This window comes from Micromonospora sp. NPDC005205 (genome assembly GCF_040608275.1).
In the GTDB taxonomy this organism is placed as follows: Bacteria; Actinomycetota; Actinomycetes; order Mycobacteriales; family Micromonosporaceae; genus Micromonospora.
This window is the reverse complement of the sequence record NZ_JBEXHV010000012.1, coordinates 138,109-161,390: the sequence shown is the minus strand read 5'-3', so window position 1 is coordinate 161,390 and position 23,282 is coordinate 138,109. Positions and strand designations below refer to the sequence as shown.

22 protein-coding genes are annotated in these 23,282 nt (G+C 68.9%); 13 read left to right on the top strand and 9 right to left on the bottom strand.

Annotated features, from left to right (window positions below; genetic code table 11):
- Positions 1–50 precede the first annotated feature (50 nt).
- A complete protein-coding gene (locus tag ABZU43_RS22115; protein WP_355008368.1) occupies positions 51–944 on the top strand; it encodes a LysR substrate-binding domain-containing protein in 894 nt (297 codons plus the stop codon).
- A 65-nt stretch (positions 945–1,009) separates the two neighbouring features.
- On the opposite strand, the gene ABZU43_RS22110 is transcribed toward ABZU43_RS22115, so the two are convergent.
- Entirely contained in the window at positions 1,010–1,966 is a 957-nt protein-coding gene (locus ABZU43_RS22110; RefSeq protein WP_355008367.1) for an EamA family transporter, read from the bottom strand.
- Positions 1,967–2,006: 40 nt separating this feature from the next.
- On the opposite strand from ABZU43_RS22110, the gene ABZU43_RS22105 reads away from it, so the two are divergent.
- Positions 2,007–2,933 (top strand): LysR family transcriptional regulator, encoded by a 927-nt coding sequence (locus tag ABZU43_RS22105; RefSeq protein ID WP_355008366.1) that lies wholly within the window; start codon positions 2,007–2,009, stop codon positions 2,931–2,933.
- Between the two features lie 57 nt (positions 2,934–2,990).
- On the opposite strand, the gene ABZU43_RS22100 is transcribed toward ABZU43_RS22105, so the two are convergent.
- Both ABZU43_RS22100 and ABZU43_RS22095 read right to left on the bottom strand, forming a co-directional pair.
- Positions 2,991–3,851, bottom strand: coding sequence for a pyridoxamine 5'-phosphate oxidase family protein (locus ABZU43_RS22100; RefSeq protein ID WP_355008365.1), 861 nt, complete (start codon positions 3,849–3,851; stop codon positions 2,991–2,993).
- A 9-nt stretch (positions 3,852–3,860) separates the two neighbouring features.
- Complete coding sequence (locus ABZU43_RS22095) at positions 3,861–4,310, bottom strand: VOC family protein (RefSeq protein ID WP_355008364.1); 450 nt, start codon at positions 4,308–4,310, stop codon at positions 3,861–3,863.
- Positions 4,311–4,399: 89 nt separating this feature from the next.
- On the opposite strand from ABZU43_RS22095, the gene ABZU43_RS22090 reads away from it, so the two are divergent.
- Positions 4,400–4,966, top strand: a complete 567-nt coding sequence (locus ABZU43_RS22090; protein ID WP_355008363.1) for an ABATE domain-containing protein — start codon at positions 4,400–4,402, stop codon at positions 4,964–4,966.
- A gap of 109 nt (positions 4,967–5,075) precedes the next feature.
- Here ABZU43_RS22090 and ABZU43_RS22085 read toward each other — a convergent pair whose 3' ends face one another.
- Positions 5,076–6,035, bottom strand: a complete 960-nt coding sequence (locus tag ABZU43_RS22085) for a helix-turn-helix domain-containing protein (protein WP_355008362.1) — start codon at positions 6,033–6,035, stop codon at positions 5,076–5,078.
- 71 nt (positions 6,036–6,106) lie between these two features.
- Here ABZU43_RS22085 and ABZU43_RS22080 point away from each other — a divergent pair, with 71 nt between their 5' ends.
- The 8 genes from ABZU43_RS22080 (at position 6,107) to ABZU43_RS22045 (ending at position 15,761) form a co-directional block, all read left to right on the top strand.
- A complete protein-coding gene (locus tag ABZU43_RS22080; protein WP_355008361.1) occupies positions 6,107–6,430 on the top strand; it encodes a cupin domain-containing protein in 324 nt (107 codons plus the stop codon).
- A 103-nt stretch (positions 6,431–6,533) separates the two neighbouring features.
- Complete coding sequence (locus ABZU43_RS22075) at positions 6,534–9,494, top strand: hypothetical protein (RefSeq protein WP_355008360.1); 2,961 nt, start codon at positions 6,534–6,536, stop codon at positions 9,492–9,494.
- A gap of 441 nt (positions 9,495–9,935) precedes the next feature.
- Positions 9,936–11,483 carry a ricin-type beta-trefoil lectin domain protein gene (locus ABZU43_RS22070; protein WP_355008359.1) on the top strand — a complete coding sequence of 516 codons (1,548 nt, stop codon included), beginning with the start codon at positions 9,936–9,938 and terminating at the stop codon, positions 11,481–11,483.
- Positions 11,484–12,472: 989 nt separating this feature from the next.
- Positions 12,473–12,607: a hypothetical protein gene (locus tag ABZU43_RS22065; protein WP_355008358.1), complete on the top strand. Its 135-nt coding sequence runs from the start codon at positions 12,473–12,475 to the stop codon at positions 12,605–12,607.
- Positions 12,608–12,716: 109 nt separating this feature from the next.
- Positions 12,717–13,706: an acyl-CoA dehydrogenase gene (locus tag ABZU43_RS22060; RefSeq protein ID WP_355008357.1), complete on the top strand. Its 990-nt coding sequence runs from the start codon at positions 12,717–12,719 to the stop codon at positions 13,704–13,706.
- Positions 13,700–14,428, top strand: coding sequence for a PIG-L family deacetylase (locus ABZU43_RS22055; RefSeq protein WP_355008356.1), 729 nt, complete (start codon positions 13,700–13,702; stop codon positions 14,426–14,428). The genes ABZU43_RS22060 and ABZU43_RS22055 overlap by 7 nt, the downstream gene beginning before the upstream one ends.
- On the top strand, positions 14,428–15,051 hold the full coding sequence (locus tag ABZU43_RS22050) for an SAM-dependent methyltransferase (RefSeq protein ID WP_355008355.1): 624 nt from the start codon (positions 14,428–14,430) through the stop codon (positions 15,049–15,051). The genes ABZU43_RS22055 and ABZU43_RS22050 overlap by 1 nt, the downstream gene beginning before the upstream one ends.
- On the top strand, positions 15,045–15,761 hold the full coding sequence (locus tag ABZU43_RS22045) for a glycosyltransferase (protein ID WP_355008354.1): 717 nt from the start codon (positions 15,045–15,047) through the stop codon (positions 15,759–15,761). The genes ABZU43_RS22050 and ABZU43_RS22045 overlap by 7 nt, the downstream gene beginning before the upstream one ends.
- 125 nt (positions 15,762–15,886) lie before the next feature.
- Here the strand turns inward: ABZU43_RS22045 and ABZU43_RS22040 are convergent, their stop codons facing one another.
- Together ABZU43_RS22040 and ABZU43_RS22035 are read right to left on the bottom strand one after the other, a co-directional pair.
- A complete protein-coding gene (locus ABZU43_RS22040) occupies positions 15,887–16,114 on the bottom strand; it encodes an STAS domain-containing protein (protein WP_355008353.1) in 228 nt (75 codons plus the stop codon).
- Between the two features lie 230 nt (positions 16,115–16,344).
- Positions 16,345–16,623: a hypothetical protein gene (locus ABZU43_RS22035; RefSeq protein ID WP_355008352.1), complete on the bottom strand. Its 279-nt coding sequence runs from the start codon at positions 16,621–16,623 to the stop codon at positions 16,345–16,347.
- Between the two features lie 37 nt (positions 16,624–16,660).
- Between ABZU43_RS22035 and ABZU43_RS22030 the strand changes: the two genes are divergently transcribed.
- Both ABZU43_RS22030 and ABZU43_RS22025 read left to right on the top strand, forming a co-directional pair.
- On the top strand, positions 16,661–17,452 hold the full coding sequence (locus tag ABZU43_RS22030; RefSeq protein ID WP_355008351.1) for an alpha/beta hydrolase: 792 nt from the start codon (positions 16,661–16,663) through the stop codon (positions 17,450–17,452).
- A gap of 226 nt (positions 17,453–17,678) precedes the next feature.
- Positions 17,679–18,302 carry a hypothetical protein gene (locus ABZU43_RS22025; RefSeq protein WP_355008350.1) on the top strand — a complete coding sequence of 208 codons (624 nt, stop codon included), beginning with the start codon at positions 17,679–17,681 and terminating at the stop codon, positions 18,300–18,302.
- A 642-nt stretch (positions 18,303–18,944) separates the two neighbouring features.
- Here ABZU43_RS22025 and ABZU43_RS22020 read toward each other — a convergent pair.
- From ABZU43_RS22020 to ABZU43_RS22010, 3 genes are all read right to left on the bottom strand, one after another.
- Positions 18,945–19,697: a class I SAM-dependent methyltransferase gene (locus tag ABZU43_RS22020; RefSeq protein WP_355008349.1), complete on the bottom strand. Its 753-nt coding sequence runs from the start codon at positions 19,695–19,697 to the stop codon at positions 18,945–18,947.
- A gap of 97 nt (positions 19,698–19,794) precedes the next feature.
- Positions 19,795–21,951, bottom strand: a complete 2,157-nt coding sequence (locus tag ABZU43_RS22015; protein WP_355008348.1) for an alpha-galactosidase — start codon at positions 21,949–21,951, stop codon at positions 19,795–19,797.
- Between the two features lie 53 nt (positions 21,952–22,004).
- Positions 22,005–23,276 (bottom strand): ROK family transcriptional regulator, encoded by a 1,272-nt coding sequence (locus ABZU43_RS22010; RefSeq protein ID WP_355008347.1) that lies wholly within the window; start codon positions 23,274–23,276, stop codon positions 22,005–22,007.
- Positions 23,277–23,282 lie beyond the last annotated feature (6 nt).

Sequence of the window (23,282 nt, the reverse complement as noted above, 5' to 3'; positions counted from 1 at the left end):
GAGTCCAACACATGCTTGTCACCTCATCGATCGTGAAAGAAGATGGATCGGTGGAGCTACAGCAAATGCGCTACGTGATCGCGGTCGCCGAGACGAGCAGCTTCACCCGGGCCGCCGAGCGCTGCCTCGTGGTGCAGTCCGCGCTCAGTCACCAAATCGCGCGCCTGGAACGGGAACTGGGCGCCAAGCTCTTCGAGCGCACCAGCCGACGTGTCCGGTTGACCCAAGCCGGCGCCGCGTTCCTGCCCGCCGCCCGTCAGTGCGTGGACGCCGCGGAGCGGGCTTCCGCCGAGGTGGCGGCGGCCGTCGGTGAGGTACGCGGACGGCTCGTGATCGGCCTGATCTCCACCGTCGCCGCCGTCGACCTTCCCGGCGTCCTGCGAGACTTCCGTCAGCGGTACCCCTCCGTACGCATCAACCTCCGTGCGGGTGCGAGCGAAGAACTCATCGAGCAGGTCAAGCGGGGCACCGTCGAGGCGGCCTTCCTCGGCCTGCCCACCACCGCGCGACCCGAAGGCGTCAACGCCCGAGAACTCGCCCGCGACCGGCTCGTCGCCGTGGTAGCCCCGGACCATCCCCTCGCCGCGGAGTCAGCGGTCAGCCTGCGTCGGCTCTCCACCGAAGTGTTCGTCGACCTGCCGGCCAAGACCGCCGGGCGAATCCAGTCCGATCAGGCATTCGCGGCCGCCGGTCTCAGCCGCGACGTCGCCTTCGAGGTAACCAACGCCTACCTCACGTCCCGGCTGGTCGAGCAGGGACTTGCCGTGGCGATGCTCCCGTCCGCCTACGCGCCGCAGCTCACCGGCGTGACCATCATCCAGGTCACGGACGCGCCGACCCGCGTCGAGCACGTCATTTGGAGCCGGGCCGAGCTCACGCCGGCGGCCAAGGCCTTCCTCGCACTCCTTGACATCCACGGCGATGACGCCGGAAGCCACGAGTGACGCTCGCTGGTAACCGCTGTAGGCGTCTCGATCGCCCAGTGTCCGCGCTCCGACCAGGGCGATCTTCAACGAGATGCCCCGTCCGGTCCGACCTGCACGCCCGTGTGGCGTGGGCCGGCTGGCGTGGGGAGCTGTCCCGCGACGATTGCCGCGAGCGAGAGCCCGAGCCCGCAAAGTTGGATTGGGCCGAGCGTCTGATCGAGCAGGATGGCGCCGAGCAGCGCGGCGACCAGGGGCGAGAGTAGACCGAGAACCGCGACGGCGGTCACGGGCAGCGTGGTGACGCCGCGGAACCACAGGACGTACGCGGCCAGACCGCCGACCAGGCCCAGCCAGAGGTAGCCGAGTATGGCGGGCGGGTCGATCACTGGTGGCGCCCCCTCGACGAGGAAGGTGATCGGCGTCAGGAACAGACCGCCCGCGCTGAGCTGCCAGCCGGCGAAGGCCATCGGGCTCACCCCGGCAGGACGTCCCCAGCGCCTGGTGAGCGTCACCCCGAGCGCCATCGTGGTCGCGCCGATGAGGCCAGCCACGATCCCCACCAGGTCGAGCGCGGCATTTGGCCCGATCACCACGAGGCCAACGCCCAACACTCCGGTCGCGCCCCAGACGGCACGCCAGACGGAGAGTCGCTCCTGTAGGACCGCCGTGGCCAGGACGGCGACGATGAGCGGCTGCACCGCGCCCAGGGTCGCCGCGACGCCTCCCGGCAGCCGCTCGGCCGCGACGAAGAGTAGCGGGAAGAAAAGTCCGATATTCAGTACGCCGAGCGCTGCCGCTTTTCCCCACCAGGCCCCTTTCGGCAGCGTGCGGGTGACCGCCAGCGCCACCAGACCGGCGGGCAACGCGCGCAGGAGTCCCGCGAACAGCGGGTGGCCGGGCGGAAGAAGCTCGGTGGTGACGATGTAGGTGGTGCCCCAGGCCAGCGGGGCGAGCGCGGTCAGGGCAGTGCGTGGCAGGTTACCGGGCAGCGTGCCGCCGCCGGCTCGGCGGGGGAGTGTCTCCGCTCCGGAACGTGTCATGTCAAAAGTTTGACCACGTGCTTATCAATGACTCCAACACATGTTTGTCATCCGATCGATCAACAGGGAAGATGGATCAATGGAGTTCCATCAGCTGCGCTACGTTCTCGCCGTCGCCGAGACGAGCAGTTTCACCAGGGCCGCCGAACGGTGCCTGGTCGTTCAGTCCGCGTTGAGTCACCAGATTGCGCGTCTGGAACGGGAACTCGGCGCGAGGCTCTTCGAGCGGACCAGCCGCCGGGTGCGGCTGACCCCGGCGGGGGCGGCGTTCCTCCCCGCCGCCCGCCAGTGTCTGGACGCCGCCGAGCGCGCAGCCGCCGAGGTCGCGGCGGCGGTGGGGGAGGTGCGGGGACGAGTGACTGTGGGTCTGATCCCCACGGTTGCGGCCGTCGACATCCCGGCCACGCTCAGCGCGTTCCGGGAGCGGTACCCACACGTGCGCGTGAGACTGCGGGTCGGCGGGAGTGACGAACTCGTGGAGCACATCAAGCAGGGAGTCATCGACCTCGCGTTCGTGGGACTGCCGGGAGGGGTTCAACCGAAGGGCGTCGATGTTCACGAACTTGCCCGGGACCGGCTCGTCGCCGTGATCGCACCCAATCACCCGCTCGCGCGCGAACCGGCAGTCGACCTCCACCGGCTCGCTGCCGAGGTTTTCGTCGACTTTCCCGCCGGAAGTGCCGGGCGGGCCCAGACCGATCAGGCATTCTCTGCCGCCAACCTTGTCCGCGACGTCGCGTTCGAGGTGACCGCCGCCGACCTGATGGCTGAGCTCGTCGCCGCGGGTCTCGGCGTCGCCATGCTCCCCTCCGCCTACGTGCCACGGCTGAGCGGCGTGAGCACCGTTGACGTGGTCGATGCGCCGGCCCGTGTCGAGTACCTCGTCTGGAGCCGCCTGGGCCGGACCCCAGCGGTAGAGGCTTTTCTCGCTGTTCTGAAGATTCCGACCGGGCCGCCACGGACGTAGCATCGGTCGCCGATCGGCCCGGCATCGCGGACCGGGGTGAAAGGAGTGCGGGCTAACTCATAGCGAACGCCACATCAGGGCGTCTCCCGGCGTCTCGACGACTCTGTCGATGGCGATGTCGACCATGCGCTCGGCGCCCGGGTGGTCGGCCAGCCGGCCGGGGTCCCAGTCGATGGAGGCTCTGCCCGTCACCTGTAGGGCAGGGCGGGAGCCGGTCCAGTCGATGAACAGCAGGCCGCAACGTGGTTGTACGTGGATATTGCCAAGGGTCATGTACATGGCGTTGCCGCGGTATTCCGGCCAGGACAGCGTCGTGGCGCTGCAGCCGACGACAAACCCGGGGCTGCCGCCGCGGTGCGAGACATCCGCTCCATGGCCTTTGGCGCTGGTGGCTATGAAAAAGGTGTCGGCACCGGCCACGACGCGCAGTTGCTCGTCGGAAAGCCGGTCGCTGGGGGCCGCAAAGATACCTGTGTTGACGTCACCATGGGCTTCCCGGCGGGTGATGTGCCTCGGGCAGTTCGCAAAGATTTGGTCGGCCGTGATAATCAGCCGATCCCCTTGGACGTGACCTGTGCCGTTGATGCGCATGCGCTGGCGGGTGGCCGGCTCGATGGCGAGCGCACCGAGAGGAGCCGGGGCGGCGAACGCCGCTTCCAGTGGGTCGCCCGCGGCAGGCGCGGCGTCCGCGATCACATCGCGCTCGCCACTGGCACGCAGGAAGCCGGGTGGTCCATACAGCGGGCTCGCCCACAAGGCTCCGGCCGTGTCGTGTCCGCCGATCACCACCATGCGCTGGCGGATGAGGAACTGGCGCGCGATCTCCGGAAGGCGCACGCCGACGCTGGCCGAGCCGAGCCCTTCGCGTGTGTAGCCGGACCTGCGTTGGACGTACACCTCGCCTGAGTGAATTCTCATGCCATACCCCTAGAAGAAGCCGCACGGCGGGCCGTCGCCGGTGACGGTCGCCGGCCGGGGCGGACGCTGGAAGGCGTACACCTCAAGGCGGATGCCGTCAGGGTCGTAGCAGAACACCTGTCCGGCGGCGGCTAGCTCACCCGGCACACCGTTGTCGTCACGGATGTCGGCACCCAGCCCGCGCAGCCGGCGCTCGACCTCGTTAAGGGCCGGGACGTCGGCGACCTGGAACGAGAGGTGATGCAGGCCGGCACGGTCAGCCGCGAACGGCGCGCCACTCTGCTGCCAGAGTGTGATCATGAGCAGGTCGTGGCGGCCGAGGAAGCCGTAGCGCCGGCCGTCGACATCTGAGCGGCCGATGACCTCGATGTCGAGCGCCTGACTGTAGAAGTCGAGCGAGCGGTCAAGGTCGGTGACGTTCAACCCGACGTGGCCCGTGATGATGCTCTGATCGGTCATTCGCAGCCTTCCTAATGGTCGTTTCGCCAGAGGCCGTTAGAAGTTAACAGGGTGAACTAATGGCCGCAAGGGGCAGGTATCATTAGTTCGTGCGTCTTGCGATCGAGCTCGCCAATACCGTCCGCACTCGTCGGGGGGAGGTCTGTGACGAGCTTCAGACACCTGCGGATCTCGCCGCTTGGCTTGGCCGCGTCAGCTTCCTGTGCGCCGTGCCGGTCGACGACGAGGCGCTGAGCACCGTAGGTCCCGCCGAGCTGGCTGTCGCCCGAGGCATCCGAACTGCCATCCGTGCCATCGCTGGTGCCTTCTCCGCCAGCCAGATTCCCGCCAAGGTGGACGTCGAGAGCCTCAACGTCGCCGCCCGGATGGCACCGCGCTGGCAGGAGCTTGCCTTTGCCGATACGGGGGAGCCACGACTGACGACGCGACACGGAGCAGCGGCCATAACCGGTGCCCTAGCCGAGGTTGCCGCCGACGCTGTCGCCCTCGTCGCCGCCGGCCACCTGGGTACGTGCGCAGCACCCGGATGCGTACTGCTGTTCCTCCGTGACCGGCCCAACCGCGAATGGTGCGGCAACTCCTGCGGAAACCGGGTGCGAGTGGCGCGCCACTACGACCGCCGTAAGCACGCCGCTTCCGATGGCGAGGCGGTCTGAGACGCCAGGCCCTGCGAAAGCGCGGGGCCGGACCGGACGACGGGCGCGATGACCGCCCGCTCTCCACGTGCCGTAGGGGCAGCTCGGGCCAGGTGTCGTGGCGTGCGGTCTACATCCTCCCGCCGCGGCCGAAGGAGCGGCGGTAGGCGGTCGGCGTGGTGTTCACCGTGGTGCGGAAACGGCGGCGCAGGTTGGTGGCCGTGGACAGGCCGACTCTGGTCGCGATTGTCTCGACCGGCAGATCGGTCTCCTCCAACAGCGCTCGTGCGGCCGTGATCCGTTGCTGGAGCAGCCACTGTCCTGGGCTGATACCCAGTTGCGCGGTGAATCTGCGGGCGAACGTACGCGGGGACATTCTGGCCTGTGTGGCGAGGTCGTTGACGGTGAGCGGATCTTGCAGTCTCTCCGTGGCCCAGTCGAGCACCGGGCCCAGGGACACCGGAGTGTGCGCGGTCAGGGGTATTGCCGCGTACTGCAGCTGCCCGCCCTCGCGATGTGGCGGCATGACCATGTGCCGGGCGATCTGGTTGGCGTGAGCGGCGCCGTGGTCATTGCGGACCAGGTGCAGGCACAGGTCGATCCCGGCCGCGGTCCCCGCGCTTGTCGCAACGTCGCCAAGGTCGATGTACAGACTGTCGGCTTCGACATGCACGCCGGGAAATCGGGCGGCGAAGTCGGCGGCCATCCGCCAGTGAGTGGTCGCCCTGCGCTGATCGAGCAGGCCGGCGTGGGCGAGCAGGAAAGCGCCGGAGCAGATGGCGACGATGCGGGCACCGCGCCGGTGAGCGCGCCGCAGCGCATCGATCACGGCGGACGGCGCGGGCTGCTCGCGGCGTTGCCAACCCGGAATCACCACAGTGTCCGCGGTCTCGAGCGCGTGCAGCCCGCTGGTGACCGCCATGTCGTAACCAGCCGTGGTGGGCACGATGCCCGGCTGCTCGGCACACACGTCGAACCGGTAGTTGACTGGTAGACCGGGGCGCCGCACGCCGAACACCTCAGCGACACAGGCCAGTTCGAAGGTGGACTGCGGCGGCAGAACCAGGGCGACCACCCGATGAATGATCATGGCAGGAATGTACCTGCCAACGTCATTGCAGACACTGGCCGGTGCGGCACGCACACGACGATCATGACTGCATGGCTAATGCATCTGATGATGTGCAGATCCTGCAGGTCGACGAGGTGGAACCCGTCGAGGTCGTGCCCGGCATCATCCGGCGGCGCCTGCCGGCGACCGAGCGGGCCCGTGGCTGGATGTACGACTTCGCCCCGGGAACGGAGTGGCCAGAGGTGGACGTGCACGAGGGCGAGGAGCGCTACTACGTGGTGTCGGGTGAGTTCATCGATCGGGGCCACCGTCTGGGTCCGGGCAGTTACGTGGTGTTTGCTCCGGGCAGCACGCACCGCCCGCGTACCGAGACCGGCGCACGCATGATCGGCATCAGCATCGTCGCGGGGTAGCCGGCACTTCCGAACACGCCGTCGGAGATCAGGCTCGTGATCTGCCGGCGAATCCGCACGTGCAACCCGATACGTCCAACAACCTCCAAGCTAGGAGCGGTAGATGAGGAAGACCCTGGCTCTGGCCACAGCGACGGTAGTTCTGGCCGGGGCAGTGTCTACCAGTGGCGCTGCGCAGGCGGCACCCGACCCAGACACCGCGCGAGCCGCCAGCCGTGCCATTGGCACCGCTCCAGCGCCGCACACCCCCGAGCCGGACCTGATTACCCCGCCGGTCCCGAGGCCCAAGCCGTTCGAGGAGGCCCCGCCCAGCATTGCGCCGCACAAGGCAGTCACTCCGCCCGACTTCGGACCGAACGAACGGATCCTCTCGGCGTACCACCGGGGCAAGCTCTCCCGGGACGACGCGGTGCGGTACGGACTCACCGCGCTTCGCTCGCCCCGGGCAGTACCCGCCCACCTACGGCAGACCGGTGCCATCCGCGACCCGCAGCGGTACCTGACCTACCTCTCGATGCTGGCAGCGAGCGTCGAGCCCGAGGCGGCGAGGATGATCGCGCCGGACGTCGCCGCGCCGGCCGCCGCCCCTGCGGCGGCCGGCTACGACGACTGCGCCGCCGAGCCGTTCGACTATCTCGGTGTCACCTACCGCTGCCGGGCATCCGCCGGCGAGTTCCTCATCCTGTTCAACATCGCCGGAGCAGGCCGACCGGGCATACCGGCGGACTACCATTCCAACGGCCGGGCCAAGGCCGTCCAGCACCTACTGAATTCGCTCGCGATCGCTGTGGACGAGTATCGCGAGATGGGTTACCCGCTGCCGGTGCGCGACGGCAAGCCGTGGGTGTTGGTCTACGGCGTCGACGAGATCCCTGTCGTGGGCGGGGCCGGGTTGGAGATCGACGCGCCTTTCGTGTTGCCGTTCGGGCTCAATCAGCAGGCCACCATCCTGGTGCCGAACGGGCAGACCGACTGGGATTACCTGCCCCGGCATGAGCTGTTCCACGTCATGCAGTACCAGTACTGGGACAAGTCTGACGTCAGTCTCGATTTCATCGCCAGCTACGTGCGCGGCAAGGAGTTCGGTTCGATGAACTGGTGGATGGAGGCCACCGCGGAGTGGGCCGCCCACCAGACCTACGTCCGGGAGCCGTACCTGCCCATCCCCGACGAGGAGAAGCTGTATGCGCGCAACGTCCACGACGTGCTCAGCATGCCGGGCTCAGCGCTCAATTCGTGGGGTGGCCTGGGACGCAGCCCGCAGTATGGGGCGTTCCTGCTGCCCATCTATCTCACCGAGCAGATCGACCCGGTCTTCGTACGGCGGACCTGGGAAAGCATCCGGGACCATGACCATCTGCCGATCGAGGCGATCCGGCACGCCGCGCAGGGCTATGGCCTGAACTTCAAGGACATGCTGCTGGGCTACCACATCGCCAACTACCGGCTGGCCAAGGCGAACGCCGCCCCCGCCCCGACGGTGGACGCGTGGCGCAGCTACGGCTACACGGATACCGACACGAAACTGTGGCGTGACAACATCTCCGCCCTGAGTGGGACGAGCGGCGACGTTCTCGGCGGCGCGAGGCCGGCCCGCAAGAGTCACTCCACCCCCGCTGGCACGCACGTCGAGTACCAGGACATTCTGCGCAAGGGTGGCGCCGTCTACCACGACTTCCGGGCCGTCCAGAGTTCCGGCGACCCGGGCTGCGGGTACTGCTCGACGCTGCTGATCGACACGAGCAAGGACGCCAACCGCAGCTCCGCGGTGATCATCTGGTCGCCGGCTGGCAGCGCTGGCACGCAGGTGAAGTACCCGAGCATCAAGACGATGCGCTACCCCGACGCCGGTGGCCTGATCACCGTGCCGGACTTCGCGTACCCCATGGTCGCCACCCTGGTGACGACCTGGACCGAGCTGGGCATCCACTCCGCCGACGCGGACAGCAGCCCGAAGACGTTCAGCACCTACGTGGAGACCACGCTGCCGCTCACCGGCCGCTCGTGCGTCCTGCGGCCGCTGTCGGTGCGCAGCGTGGAGACCACCGTCGAGCCGGAGGGCACATTCAACCGGTACGCCGCCAGCACGCGGGATGGCTGGACCGGCGGTGACTCCACGTACTCGGTGAAGCTGCCCGACGGTCGGATCGTGTGGCTGTTCTCCGACACCTGGATGGGACCGCTCAACGGCAACGGCACCAGACCAGTGACCGCACCGCTGGTGAACAACACATTCGTGGTGCAGAGCGGTGGAACACTGACCACCTACCAGGGCGGCACCGCCGGGGCTCCGCGAGCGTTGATGCCTCCCTCCGGAACAGGTAAGTGGTACTGGGTCGGTGACGGTCACCTCTCCGGCGGGCAACTCCAGGTGGTGTACCAGGAATACGAGCGCTTCGGCTCCGGTGCCTGGGACTGGCGGTTCAACCGCAACGTGGTCGCGAACTTCGCCCTGTCCAACCTGCGGACCCCGGTCAGCGTCCGGGAGTTGCCCTCGGCCAGCGGGGTCGCCTGGGGTTCCGGGCTGCTGCCGGCCAGCCGCAGCGGCGACGGCTACACCTACGTCTACGGCGTGGACGACTCCCCGATCAACAAGCAAATGCGCATCGCACGCGTGTACGGCAGCGACCTCGCCAACGGCACCTGGCAGTACCACACGCCGTGGGGCTGGACGATGCGTGAGCAGAACTCCCGCAACCTGCTGACCGGCATCGCCAACGAATACAGCGTCACCCCATGGGGCGGACAGTTCCTACTGCTCAGCCAGGACAGCACCCAAGCGTTCAGCGGCCAGATCAACGCCTGGACGTCCTGCTCACCCTACGGCCCGTTCACCCAGAAAACCCCTGTCTACCGAATGCCCGAACCCGGACCGTACGGCAGCTACTGGAACCCGAACGTCATCTCCTACAACGCCCACGTCCACCCGGCGCTCAGCTCCGGCGACACGTTCATCGCCTCCTACAACGTCAACAGCATGGACACTCGCGTCTCGCCCGACGGCGACCACTACCGCGACCCAGGCATCTACCGCCCCCGCTTCTTCCGCTTCACGCTCGGATAAACACCCTCCGGTTCCGCCGGGCGCATCTCACGCCCGGCGGAACCAGCAATAGGTCGGAGGCGGTGCGTGCGGTGGAAAGCCTGCGCCCGAGGGGTTCGGGCCTGCGACTGACGGCACCGCCGACTCCGCCACGTCGATGACGGCTTGCATCTGGCACAGGTTCGCGGCGCGCCTCGGCACTACGGGCAGTGATGAATCACCGATCAGAAGCCCTGGTACTGATCGGTGTGTTGCCAACCGGCGGGGTAGAACGGCGGTCTGTGTTCATAGTCGCGCGTCTGGTCGGGAACCCGTGACCGCTGCCGCGGCGACATTTGATTGACATGCGTAGATGTTGTGCTCACACTCATTCGCGAGAGAGCGCTCTCCGTCCCGTTCCATGTCTCCTCCGCCACCGTCGGTCCGCGGGCCTCTCGCGACCGAGAGCTGGAAGGAATTGCCATGCGATCTCTACCGAGGATGCTCGGCATCGCCGCCGTGGTGCTCGCCACGCTCAGCCTCACGCCGAGCGTCGGCTCCGCCGATGCGAGGCCGGCTCCGGCCGCGCCGACCGCGTCGCCCACCCTGGACATGGATCCCGCGATGGTCGCCGCCATGCGGCGGGATCTGCACCTCACCGACGCCCAGATCGTCAAGCGGGTACGGGTTGAGGCCGTCGCGCCGGCTGTCGAGCGGCGGTTGCGTGAGCGGCTCGGCTCGTCGTTCGCCGGCGCCTGGGTCCCGGAGGGCGGCGATCGTCTGACCGTCGCGGTCACCGACACCTCCGCCATGACCGTGGTACGCGCGCAGGGCGCGGACGCCAGCGTCGTCTCCCGCAGCGAGAGGCAGCTCGACGCGATGCTGGCGGCGTTCGACCGGCACGGTGCCAAGGCCGGTAGGAGCGTCCACGGCTGGTACATCGACGTCCAGGCCAACCGCGTCGTCCTGCGGGTGCAGCCCGGCGGCGAGCCGGCCGCCAGAGCGTTCGCCCGGGCGAGCGGCGTCGCCGTCGACGCCATCGCCGTCGTCGAGACCCCGGAAGCACCCCGGCCCCTGTACGACGTCCGCGGTGGCGACCAGTACGTCATCAATGGCAACACGCTCTGCTCGGTCGGCTTCGCGGTCGTTGGCGGCTTCGTCAGCGCCGGACACTGTGGCGGCGTCGGTAGCCCCACCCTCGGCTACAACAACGTCGCACAGGGCAGCTTCGCCGGCTCGTCGTTCCCCGGCAACGACTACTCGTGGATCCGTACCAACAGTTCCTGGACGCCTCAGCCGTGGGTCAACAACTACTCCGGCGGCAACGTGACAGTGGCGGGTTCGCAGGACGCCGCGATCGGCAGCTCGGTGTGCCGGTCCGGCCGTACGACCGGTTGGCGCTGCGGCACGATTCTGGGCCGCAACGAGACGATCAACTATGCCCAGGGCGCCGTCTCCGGCCTGAGTCGCAGCAACGCCTGTGCCGAGCCCGGGGACTCCGGCGGCTCGTGGATCTCGGGGAACCAGGCGCAGGGTGTGACCTCGGGCGGATCCGGTAACTGCAGTTCCGGTGCCACGATGTGGTTCCAGCCGGTCAACGAGATCCTCAGCACCTATGGACTCAGCCTGATCACCACCGGCGGTGGCGGGAACACCCGCTTGATCAGTAACTGGAACAACAAGTGCATAGACGTGCCGTCGTCCAACTTCGCCGAAGGAGTACCGCTGCAGACCTGGGTATGCAATGGCACTGCCGCCCAGGCCTGGACGTTCAGTGGCGGGGCCCTGCGGTCGCAGAACAACAAGTGCATGGACGTCTCCGGCGGGTCCACCGCCAACGGGGCGGTCGTTCAGCTCTGGTCCTGTAACGGCACCGGTGCTCAGCAGTTCGTCCTGTCGGCGGCCGGCGACCTGGTAAATCCGCAGGCCAACAGGTGCGTCGACATCGACGGCTGGAACGGCAACGACGGCGCGCGTCTGATCATCTGGGACTGCGCCGGCACTGCCAACCAGAAGTGGCGCCAAGGCTGACCGTTTCGCCTGACAGCCCGCTATTCGCCATGCAGGGCGGACCAGTTTAAGGGTTCGAGTCCCTCCGGGTGCACAAGATCAAGAGAGCCTGACCTGCGGCAACGCAGGTCTGGCTCTCACTCTTCGTGTCCCTTGTGGGTGTTCGACTGCTCGGTGGCTGCTCGTCCGACGCGGGTCCCCTCCGTCCCGCCGTGTCCGTACGGCTCCGGCTGTGTTCGATCTGGTCCCGTCGGCGATGGGGGACGATGGTCACCGATTCAATCGACACTTGCTCATTCGAGCGAAACCTGCGGCCCGGTGAATGGCACAGGCGGCCCTCTCCTGGCCGCGGTGATCCCCACGTCTCGAGTCATGTGCGCACACGTGCTCGGGGCTGCCCCTTCCCGGGGAGGTTCACCGTCTGGTCCGGTGAGGCATTGGTTCGCCATCCAGCGTTCACTGCTCGGCCCGCCTGGCCGCCGAGTGTGAGGCGTTGACTGGGGTGCGGGGGAGAACCGTCGGGAGGCTCGCCGTGGCGTTACCGCTGAACGAAGCCCTTCTACTCGCTGCGTGACTCGTCGCGCTCGTGGCCAGTGCTTTTGCCATGTACGCGCTCGCCACGTATCGGCTGTCTGTTCGACCGGCTGTCGCGTTACGCACCTCGTGGATTTCCGCCGGTGTCGCCGTTGTGATGCTGGTTGGGTTGGCCACGTAGGCGCCCTGCCCGGCAGCGAGCTCGTCGTCGTGAGCGGCCGCCCGCACGGCATCAACGTCACGCACGCAGACCAGTTCAACTCGGCCTTGATCAGCTTCCTGGCCCGCTGACGGCGGAATGCGCCGCCGAGCCGCGGTATGCGGCTACCGTCCTTGCTATTAAGCGGTCGCGACAGTCCCGCAGTCGGCAACGGGGGGCCGTTGCGAGGTTCAGTTCCTGATCGAGCTTGGCCAGCAGCCGCTACCAAGTCGCTCCTCGCGCTGCACGCTGGTAACGACGGTGGCGGTGGCGCTCCGTGGGCGGAGGGCACCTCGGCGCGTACCTCACCACCGGCGTCTCGCCCATCGATGACCACCTGCTCGTCGACTGCCCGGTGGTGATGGCCGATTCGGAGGGTAACGAGTTCTGCGTCGCTGCCGTCTCGGCCTGATGTCCGCGATGTTTGAGCGGGTGAGCGTGGGGCACCTTGTGCGCGGTGCACCGGGCTTCGATCTTTCACCGCCCGCGGTCTGATCACTGCCGGGATTCAGGAGTTGGGTATGAGTCGAGCGGGCGAGCAGCTGATGCCCACCGGTGAGCACGCCCGAGCGGTGAAGGCGGCCTTCCGGAACGGTGTCGATGCCGGGCGATTCGATCTTCCGCTGCCCGGCAGCGGCCGGACCGCTGAACGTTTTCTACGCCTGGCCGAGCTGGGCCGCCAGGACGTTGTCCTGGCTCGGCTGGGCGAGGGGCACGCGGACGCACTGGCGATTCTCGCCGAGCTCAACGGCACGGCTGACGCGGGTGGGCGGCGCGACGCGTGGGGAGTCTGGGCGGCGGCGCCGACGTCGGTGACCGCTTCCGCCGAGGGTGCCGACTGGACTCTAACCGGTGATCGCCCCTGGTGCTCGGGAGCGGCGGCCTGCAATCGGGCGCTGGTCACCGCCGGCACACCGGACGGAATCCAGCTGTTCGCCGTCGACCTGGATCAGGCGGGCGTGGACGCACTGGACGGGACGTGGCCGGCAGTCGGCATGGCCGCCAGCGACAGCAGAACGGTCCGCTTCGCCGACGTCACGGCGAGTCCGGTCGGCGGCCCCGGGGCGTACACCGACAGACCTGGCTTCTGGCACGGCGCCGTGGGAGTGGCCGCCTGCTGGTACGGGGCAGCCGTCGGTGTTGCCGACACCCTGCACCGGGCCGCACGGGCACGCACACTCGACGCGCACGCCATGGCGCATCTGGGGGCCGTCGCCGCGATCCTCGCCGCGGCCCGTGCCACGCTGCAGGCCGCCGCCACTCGAATCGACGCCGACCCCACCGGCGACGCGGGCCGGCTCGCGCGCGAGGTTCGGGCCGTTGTGGAGACGGCCGCTACGACGGTGCTCGACCGGGTTGGCCGTGCCCTCGGGGCGGGCCCGCTGTGCCGCGACGACCAGCACGCTCGCCGCGTCGCCGATCTCACCGTGTATCTACGTCAGAGCCACGCCGAGGCCGACCTCGCGCAGCTCGGTGCGCTCGCGGCCGGACAGGAGGACCCTCAGTGGTGAAACCGATCGTCGCCGACGGCACCGACGAACGACGGTGGGCGGCGTGGTCAGCCCCGGCCACCTGGGAGCGTCTGTCGCTGACCTTCACCGGTGCGACGGCGCCGCTGGTTGTCGCCCCCCACCCGGACGACGAGGTTCTCGGGGTCGGAGGTCTGCTCAGTATGGTCGACGGTGCGCAGGTGATCGTCGTCACCGATGGTGAGGCTTCGCATCCCGGTTCGCGGGTCTACGGCAGGGCCGAACTGGCCGCGATCCGCCGTGCCGAGACAGCTGCCGCCTGCCAGCTTCTCGGTGTACCCCGGTCGGACGTGCACCATCTCGGCCAGCCGGACGGGGCCGTGGACGAGACGTCGCTGACCGAGGTGCTGTGCCGGCGACTGCGGCCGGGCCAGTGGTGCCTGACGACCTGGCGCGGCGACGGACATCCCGACCACGAGGCGGTCGGCCGGGCCGCCGCTCTGGCGTGTCAGCACACCGGAGCGGTCTTACTCGAATTTCCCATCTGGGCCTGGCACTGGGCTGTGCCCGACGCCCCCGAGGTGCCCTGGCAGCGTGCCCGACGGGTCGACCTGACCGAGGGTGCCCGCGCCGCCAAAGCCCGCGCGATCAACGAGTTCCCCAGCCAGATCCTGCCCCTGGGCCCGGAGCCGGCCGATGCCGCGATCCTGCCACCGAACGTCCTGGCACGCTTCGCCCGCCCGTACGAAACGGTGTTCATCTGATGACAGCTTCCTCCCGCAGCACCCCGCCGGAATACTTCGCCGAGATGTACGCGGCCAACGACGACCCCTGGAGCTTCCAGACGCGCTGGTACGAGCAGCGCAAGCACGACCTGACCGTGGCCTCTCTTCCGCAGCGGCGATACCGCTCCGGCTTCGAACCCGGTTGTTCCACCGGCATGCTCACCCTCCGACTGGCCCAGCGATGTGACCGACTTCTGGCCGTCGACATCGCCGCCGAGGCCGTGCGCACCACCGCCGAGCGGCTCGCCGACCACCGGCATGTGCAGGTCCAGCAACGTCGAATGCCGAGCGATTGGCCTGACGCCCACTTCGACCTCGTCGTGTTGTCGGAACTCTGCTACTACTTCGACGATGTCGACCTCGGCCTGTTGACGAGCCGGGCGGTGCAGGCGCTCGAGCCCGGTGGCACCCTCGTGGCGGTGCACTGGCGTCCCACCGTCGCCGAACACGCGCGCACCGGCGACGACGTCCACCGCAGGCTGAACGCCGAACCCGGCCTGCACCGCCTCGGACGGCACGAAGAGGATGACTTTCTCCTCGACGTGTTTCTCCGCGTACCTCCGCAGGCCAGGTCCGTCGCCCAGGCCGAGGGCTTGTGCTGAACCGTGTCGTGGTGGTCGTACCCGCGCACGACGAGCAGGCCCTGCTGCCCGACTGCCTCAGCGCGCTGCAGGCGGCTCTGCACGACCAGCCGGTACGGACAGAGTTGATCGTGGTGGCGGATCAGTGCCGAGACGACACCGCCGCCATCGCCGAGCAGGCCGGCGCTACCGTCGTGGAGGTGGCGGCCCGTAACGTCGGTGCCGCACGAGCTGCCGGGTTCGCCCACGCGCTGCGTGGCGGCGCACGGGGCCTGTGGCTCGCCACCACCGACGCCGACAGTCGCGTCCCTCGAGACTGGATCGACTGGCACCGGCACCACGCACGTCGCGGCACCGACATCCTCGCCGGCACTGTCACCGTCACCGATTGGACGCCCCGTGGACGATGGGTCCGCGACCGGTACGAGAAGCGCTACCGCAGCGGGCTCCACGGCTCCGACCACACCCATGTCCACGGAGCTAATCTCGGCTGCACCGCCAGCGCCTACGCCGATCTCGACGGATTCGCTCCCCTCGCCCACGGTGAGGACCACGACCTCGTGTTCCGCGGCCGGCAGGCCGGCCTACGGGTCGTCGCCGACGCCAGCTGCCCGGTGGACACCAGCGCCCGCCACCACAGCCGCGCCCCCGCCGGATTCGCCCGTTACCTCGACACCTACGACGAGTCCAGAGCACTTCCCGCCACCTTGACACCGACGCAGATGGCCTGATCTGCGTGACATTGACCGTGCTACGGGCGGGCGTGGGGAGGTGGGTGTTCCAAGAGTTGCAGCACACCGGTGACCTGCAGCACGCGGTACGCGATGCCTCGGGCGTTGAGGACCCGATAGGAGACTCAGCGCCCGCGGGCGCTGAGTTGTCCCTTGATCAGCACGTTCAGTGAGACGCTGTCCAGGTACTCGGTGCCGTCGAGGTCAATCACGATTCTGGTGGTCACACCGTCGTCGAGGATCTGGTCGATCATTGCGGCGAGGTCTTCGTGAGCGCTGACGTCAAGGTCACCGGACAGGTAGGCCGTCGTGGTCATAGTGCCGGCGCTGTCTCGGCGCGGCCCGTCCCGCACGATGGTGTGGCTATCGCATAGGAACCCTGCTGCTGATGAACGAGAAGCACGATGGCCAAAGGCCGCATGCCGTTCGGCAGTCGACCGACAACCATGGCCGACACCAAGCGCGGCACTTGGCGAGCCCGCAGAACCCGGCGGTAGCGCCCCAAGGCCTTCACGCGGCACCAACTGACGTCATCACGAACATCCTGAAGGCACTCAAAAGTGACCTCAGGGCTTTTATCCCGTCAGTTGCGACGCCGGAGCACCCGACGCTGGCACCGCTCGGTCACAGACCTCCCAGATGTCGGCCATCTGGCCTCCCTGCTGGCCGCGTCCAGCGCGAGGGCGATGCCGGCCGGGCGCGGTGTGTAGATCGACTGCCACGACCCGTAGCGGGCCGGCACGTCCTGGTCGAGGAAGGCGATGTAGTCGTCCTCGCTGACGACGCTCGCACCGGGTCGGCTGTTCCTGGGTCGCCGGGAGCAGCCGGCGACAGGCAGGGCGGGCGGAGTGATCCAGGCCACGAACAACTCGTTCGGTACGTGGTTACGCCGTCCGGGTATGTCCTCTCCACTGGTACTCCTCCACGGCCTCACCTTCGACCGCCGGCACTGGCAGCCCCTGCGTCGGGAACTCACCACTCTGCAGCCGGGTCGGGAGGTCCTCGCCCTGGACCTGCCCGGGCACGGGGACGCGCCGCCGCGGGCGTCGTACGACCTGGACGGGGTCGCCGAGGTCATCCATGGCCAGATCGAGGCGGCGGCCCTCTCCGAGGCGCCGACCGTGGTGGGGCACTCCCTGGGCGCGGTGATCGCCACGGTCTACGCCGCGCGCTTCCCCACCCGTGGCGTCGTGAACCTGGACCAGTACCTGCTGCCGGGTCCCTTCGGCACCGCCGTGCGGGCGGCGGAGCCGGAGTTGCGCGGCCCGGGCTGGCGGGCGGTCTGGGAGCGGATGACGGCCGGGATGGGCATTGAGGCGCTCCAGGGCGAGGCGCGGAACATCGCCGAGACCTTTACCGAACCGCGGCCGGACCTTCTGCTGGGCTATTGGGACGAGGTCCTGCGCGGTGCGGACGAGCAGATCGCCGCCGACCGCGAGGCGGATCTCCGGGCGATCGGCGCGCGGGGCATCAGCTACCGGTGGATCACTGCGGCGCAGCCGCCGGTCGCCTATGTCGGCTGGCTGCGGGCTGCTCTACCGACAGTCGACATCACCGTCCTGCCGGGTGGTCACCTCTCGCACCTGGAGCATCCGGCCGAAATCGCCCGGCTGTTGTCCGACGAGGACGGTCCACGCCGCGCGGCAGTGACGCCGGAGTCTGCCGGCGGGTCGTACCCGACGTCCGGTTGACCGACGTTTCGACAGGTCCAGCGCTGGCGTGAGCCGGGTCGCGGGAAGCCGCACGGCCTCGGCGCCCATGTGCAATACGCTGCATATCCGCCTTGAGGGCGTTGTCGCTCGGCATCGGCGAGGCCGGGACGGTGGTCGTGGGGGTCGTCGGATGACGCGCCAACGGGCAGTGAGAACCAGGCCGTCCCGCCGCCGTCCCCGACGCAGAACTGGAGATTGATTCGCCGTGTCCCACCCTGATCACGTCAGCGCCATCCGCGCCACCACCCAGCGACTCCAACCGGACCTGGTACGTCTGCGACGCGACCTGCACGCGTACCCCGAGACGGGTCTGCATCTCCCGCGCACGCAGGCCGCCGTCGTCGAGTCGCTCGCAGGTCTGGGGCTGGAAGTGTCCCGGGGTGAAGGGCTGACGTCGGTGACGGCGGTGCTGCGCGGTGGCCGACCGGGTCCGCCGGTGCTGCTGCGGGCGGACCTGGACGCGTTGCCGCAGACCGAGGCCACCGGGCTGGACTATGCGAGCCGGACGCCGGGCGCGATGCACGCCTGTGGCCAGGACGCCCGCCGGCAGCCGCATCAGGGCGGCGGCGGCCATGCCCGCGAAACCCACCACACCCGCCATCGTCAGCGAGCGGGTCGCCGCCAGGGCGAGCAACGGGTACACGATCGTGCTCATTCCGGACCCTGTCGCGGAAAGCACCTGCGCAGTCCACAGCAGCCTGAAGTCCCTGTTACGCCGCAGCGGGCGCGACTCCTCGGACGCCTGCGCGACCGGCGATGCCGAGGGCTCACACTCCACGTCGTCCTGGCGCATCGACTGCTCTCCCATTGGTCGCTCATCTCGCGCTGACGCTGGTCAACCGGGTCATCCAGCCCTGCCGGTGTAGCCAGGTAGAGGTGCTGCTCAAGGAACGCGGCCGGATCCGACTCCGCGTCCGGTACGGTTGCCACCGGAGTAAAGCTGGCCCGGCGCAACTGGTCGTGCCACTCGGCCCGGGTCAGGCAGATGCGGTTCTCTGCGGCCCGAAAGTCAGCCGAGCCGGGCCGGGCTTGCCCGTCACGCCCAGACAGCAGGAACAGCATCGAGGCCATCAGCTGGTAGTGCTCCCGGCTGGACTCGACGAACGCGAGCAGCCCATCAGATGCCGTCATCCGCCGCATCAGCGCCAGCATCGCCCCAACGTCCCCGGGCGACCATGGTCTCGGTCGTACCACCGATCCGGCACCGGCCGTCGCTCGAGGCGCTGCGGTCAAGGCGATGGTGTCTGTCTTCGACGCGATGGCGTGCGGCGATCAGGGTCTGGCCCTGGACGGCTTGAACGGGCTCGACGACCACAGTGAGCTGACGCTGTGGACACCGGCGCCCTCGGCCTGGACCGCGCCGCTGGCGTACCCGCTGCTTCGGTGGTTGCGGGGGCCCGGCGGGAGTGCCGCTCATGGAGGGACCTGTGGGACCTGTAGGGACCAGCCAAGCTCGTCGAGGCGGTGACGTTCACCGGCGGCGAGCGAGGAGGGAGAAGGAGTTCGGCAGTCGGCCGTCCCACGCGGCTGCTGTCACACCACCCATCCGCCAGAACGGCTCGCCGTACTCACCGACGTGCAGGATCTCCATGCCGGCAGCCACTACCGAGGTGATGATCTGTCCCAGGTTCCATTGCCACTCGACGGCGCCGTTGCCGGGGAAGGTGTCGTTGACGTGGCTGGCGGCGAAGTAGCTGCGGTCGACGCGGATCCGGGGGTAGTCGGCGTCCCAGGTCCACAGCGGTACCGCCGGGTGCGCCTCGTAGATGAAGAGGTGCCCGGTGGGCCGCAGCAGCCGGACGACCTCGTGAGCCCACGCGTCCAGGTCGGGCATCCAGATCAGGGCGCCCTTCCCGGTGTAGACCAGGTCGGCGCTGGCGTCCGGCAAGGGTGCGGGCGGCAGTGTGGCGGCGATGTACCGGCACGCCACGCCGAGTTCGTCGGCCCGTCGCTGCGCTGCTTCGACGGCTACCTCGCTGTAGTCGACGCCGATTACGGATCTGGCCCCGGCGTAGACGAGTGCCGGGTCGTCCAGGCCGTTGCCGCTCTGAAGGTGGATCACCTCGGGCGAGCGAACCAGGACCTGACGCAGCAGGGCGCGCTCGGTGTCGAGGAGTGAACTTCCGGCCGCCGCTTCGGCCAACAGGTCGTCGTACTCGCGTACATGCTTCTGTGACGCCGTCTCCCAGGCCACCTTGTTCGCGAGCGTCACTGGATCGTCCATCATGTCGTCCTCCAAGGTCCACCGAATCTCGGGTGTACGAATTGACCGGCACGGTGATGCGGCAGAGCCACAACAGACCGCATCGCCGCTACGGTCGTCACACTGCGGTGAGGTGTAGGACGAGCGCTTGGACCGGCCAGAGGGTGGGCAGTTGCAGGCCGACCTCGGTGAGCACCCGGCCCGGGACGACGAGAGGTGTCTTGCCCATCCATGCCGGGGTGGTCCATCCCCACTGCGCCGCGCCGATCTCGTCCCGGAGGCGCACCGAGTACCGGCGCTGCGGGTCCAGGCCGTCCAGCCGGAGCCGCTCGGCCAACGCCTCCTCGATCGAGCTGACAGTGCACACGGTGAACACGGCCTCGCTGCGGTCGGGGGCAACCACGCCGCGCACCTTCAGCGCCGGGTCGAGTACGTCCGGGTGCACCACGGTGCCGGTGTGCAGCAGCTCCCGCAGCTCCTTGTAGAGGCCGGCAAACGCGACGATCGCCTCGACCTCCTCCTCGGCGCAGGCCAGGATGTCCCACTCAAAGCCTGCCGAGCCCTGCAGGGCGGTGGCCATGCGGTAGGACAGCGTGGTGGCGCGGCCAGACGAGTGCGCGGGCGACGGGCCGACGTGAGCGCCGATGAGCTCGGGCGGCAGCAGGAGTTCCGTCCAGCGTTGGATGTCCTGCCGCTCGACGGGGTCGTTGGAGTCGGACGCCCACACCCGGTCGGTGTACTCAAGAATGCCGAGGTCCGAGCGGGCACCGCCGGAGGAGCACGACTCGATTTCGAGGCCCGGGTGGTTGGCCTTGAGGCGCTCGATCAGCCGGTAGGCGGCGAGTGTCTGCGCGTGCGTGCCGGGTGTCCCGTCGTGCACCGCCTCGATCAGGTCTCGATTGTGGTCCCACTTGATGAAGTCGATGCCGAGCCGGCCGATCAGCGCGGACATGTTCGCCCGCACCTGCTCCCAGGCGTCGGGGTGGGCCAGGTCGAGCACGTACTGGGTGCGGAAGGACAGACCTGTGGGCGACGGAATCGACTCCGGGTTGGCGAGCAGCCAGTCGGGGTGCGCGCGGGCCAACTCCGAGTCGAGGTTGACCATCTCGGGCTCGAACCACAGCCCGAACTGCATGCCGAGTGCGTGGACGAGGTCCGCCAAGGGTTCTAGTCCCTGCGGCCACACCGTCGGGTCGACCTGCCAGTCGCCCAGACCTGAGGTGTCGTCGCGGCGGCCGAGGAACCAACCATCGTCGAGCACGAAGCGCTCCACGCCCACGTTCGCGGCCCGGCGCGCGAGCTGCTCCAGGCGCGCGGGGTCGTGCTGGAAGTAGACCGCCTCCCACGTGTTGAGCACGAGCGGTCGGGGCGTGCGGGGGTGCTGGGTTCGCGCGCGGGCCCAGGTGTGGAAGCGGTCCGCGACACCGTCGAGACCCGTGGCTGACCACGCGAAGTACGCCGGGGGAGTGCGGTACGACTCGCCGGGCGCCAGACGAACCTCCCCACGGCGCAACAGTTCGCCGGCGCCGAGAAGCGTGACGTGCTCGGTGATCCGGTCGGTTCGATGACGAACGTCGGCGCTCCAACCGAGATGGACCGCCCACACGTCACCGCTGCGGTTCCGTGGCGTTCCGATCGAGGCAAGCGTCGTCCAAGGGGCGTCGTGCCCGCCACGGCCGCGGCGTGACTCACGCGTGGTCGTTCCCCGGGGCATGGCTGCGGTGAGCGGTGCCTTCTCCCGGGTCCAACGCCCGGAGAAGGCGGTGAGGTGGTCGGCGGTCTTCGGCACCGGGAGCGTCACCTCCAGCCATTCCACCTCCACATTCCCGACACCATCGTTGGTCAGCTCGTGGTGCAGGAGCACCAGTCCGCCTGCGCCGATTTCCACGTAAATTCGCAGGGTCAGGCCGGCGTTGGCGTCGGTCGCGATGACGTGCACGGACGCGCCGTCCTCGTGCTCGACCTGCGACGTCCAGCGCGGGTAGACGGGACGACCGCCGCGGGTGGCGAGCAGACCTGGGCGGCCGGACCAGCCGTTGGCCTCCTCGGGCACGATTGGTAGGCGCCAGGCGGCGTCCAGCGTGCCGGGTGCGGTCTGACGGCTGGTGGCGCGGTCCAGGGCCTCGAGGTCGCCGGTCTCCAGCGGGCCGAGGTCGGCGCCCCAGTGCACGACGGCGGGTAGTCCGCTGGCGGGATGGGCGAGGACGATGGCGACGCCGTCGCCGCGCAGTACTGTCCAGGCGACGTGCGGTGCGGGGGTGTTGGGGGAGGACATCTCTCTCCTGGTTCTCGTCGACGAGCGGGACTGGACGGGATGGACGGACCGCGTCAGGCGGGCGTCCTGGCCATGTGCTCCACGGTGACGCTTCGCAGGACGTGCAGGGCGCCACCGATGGCGGCGGCGGTGTCCACGTTGGCGGACAGCAGGACAGAAGGCTTGCTGAGCGCCCGGCTGAGCGCGTGGCGGGTCAGCTCCGCCTCGACGAACTGCTGGTAGAGCGGGCCGGCGCTGATGAGGGCGGGCCCTGCCAGCACAACGGTGTCGAGGTCAAAGAGATTCACCATGGTCACCGCTGTGCGGCCGATCCAGCGCGCGGATTGCTGGAGGATCGTTGTGGCGTCTGGGTCGCCTGTCTGCCACGCGCGCACGACGCGCTCGAAGTCGGCGAGGGTGTCCTCCTCGTGGGCCTTGATGCCGAGGCGCTCGGCGAGGTCGGGATGAGCGAGCACCTGCGCGACGACGGTGCGGGGGCCCGCCTCGGCCTCGGCGCAGCCGCGGTTGCCGCAGACGCAGGGAGCGCTGGCGCCCATGAGCCCCACGTGCCCGATTTCGACGGCGTTCGAGGCGCGACCGCGGTAGGCGTTGCCGTCCGCCACGATGCCGCCGCCCAGCCCGGCACCCATGTAGATGAGCCCGAACGTGTCGGTCGGCACCGTGCCGGACCACTGCTCGCCCGTGGCCGCCGCAGTCGCGTCGTTCTCCAACAGGACGGGCAGGCCGAGCCGGTGCGACAACGTTGATGTCAGGGGGTACTGGAGCCAGTCGGGCGTGGGGTGGGCCATGAGGAGCATGCCGCGCTCGCGGTCCTGAGGTCCGTGGGTGACCAGGCCGACGCCGATGATCCGCTCTCGCGGTACGCCGGTGCTGTGCAACAGGTCGTCGACGTGGTCGGCCAGTGTGGAGAGGGCCGCACCCGGCCCGCTGGTCCCGGTGCCGCGGAGGCCGGCGGTCGCGACCCGCCGGCCGGCAAAGTCGATCACGACGATGGTCGTCGTGGTGCGGTCGACCTGAACTCCGACGGCGTACCAGGCGTCGGCGTCGAGCTCCAGCAGACGCCGGGGCTGGCCCCGGCCCTGCTGCTCACGGCCCACCTCGTGCACGAGGCCACCGTCGATCAGGCGGCGGACCACGTGCGTGATCCTGGCCTGCGTGAGGCCGGAGAGTTCGGCGAGCTCTACCCGGCTGAGCGTGCCGCGTGTGCGCAGGAGATCGAGCATCCGCCCAGCCGTGGTGACGCGGCCATCGTCGTTGCGGAGCATGCCGCGAGTCCTCCTAGACCTGTCACGGAGCTGGAGCTTCGAATGATCGCTCCAGCTCATATGTTT

Coding starts and splice junctions, on each gene's coding strand:
- ABZU43_RS22085 (WP_355008362.1), bottom strand. CDS start 6,035: ATGATCATTCATCGGGTGGTCGCCCTGGTTCTGCCGCCGCAGTCCACC.
- ABZU43_RS22110 (WP_355008367.1), bottom strand. CDS start 1,966: ATGACACGTTCCGGAGCGGAGACACTCCCCCGCCGAGCCGGCGGCGGC.
- ABZU43_RS22015 (WP_355008348.1), bottom strand. CDS start 21,951: ATGTCCTCCCCCAACACCCCCGCACCGCACGTCGCCTGGACAGTACTG.
- ABZU43_RS22050 (WP_355008355.1), top strand. CDS start 14,428: ATGACAGCTTCCTCCCGCAGCACCCCGCCGGAATACTTCGCCGAGATG.
- ABZU43_RS22095 (WP_355008364.1), bottom strand. CDS start 4,310: ATGACCGATCAGAGCATCATCACGGGCCACGTCGGGTTGAACGTCACC.
- ABZU43_RS22020 (WP_355008349.1), bottom strand. CDS start 19,697: ATGGACGATCCAGTGACGCTCGCGAACAAGGTGGCCTGGGAGACGGCG.
- ABZU43_RS22070 (WP_355008359.1), top strand. CDS start 9,936: ATGCGATCTCTACCGAGGATGCTCGGCATCGCCGCCGTGGTGCTCGCC.
- ABZU43_RS22060 (WP_355008357.1), top strand. CDS start 12,717: ATGAGTCGAGCGGGCGAGCAGCTGATGCCCACCGGTGAGCACGCCCGA.
- ABZU43_RS22030 (WP_355008351.1), top strand. CDS start 16,661: ATGTCCTCTCCACTGGTACTCCTCCACGGCCTCACCTTCGACCGCCGG.
- ABZU43_RS22010 (WP_355008347.1), bottom strand. CDS start 23,276: ATGAGCTGGAGCGATCATTCGAAGCTCCAGCTCCGTGACAGGTCTAGG.
- ABZU43_RS22075 (WP_355008360.1), top strand. CDS start 6,534: ATGAGGAAGACCCTGGCTCTGGCCACAGCGACGGTAGTTCTGGCCGGG.
- ABZU43_RS22080 (WP_355008361.1), top strand. CDS start 6,107: ATGGCTAATGCATCTGATGATGTGCAGATCCTGCAGGTCGACGAGGTG.
- ABZU43_RS22100 (WP_355008365.1), bottom strand. CDS start 3,851: ATGAGAATTCACTCAGGCGAGGTGTACGTCCAACGCAGGTCCGGCTAC.
- ABZU43_RS22105 (WP_355008366.1), top strand. CDS start 2,007: ATGTTTGTCATCCGATCGATCAACAGGGAAGATGGATCAATGGAGTTC.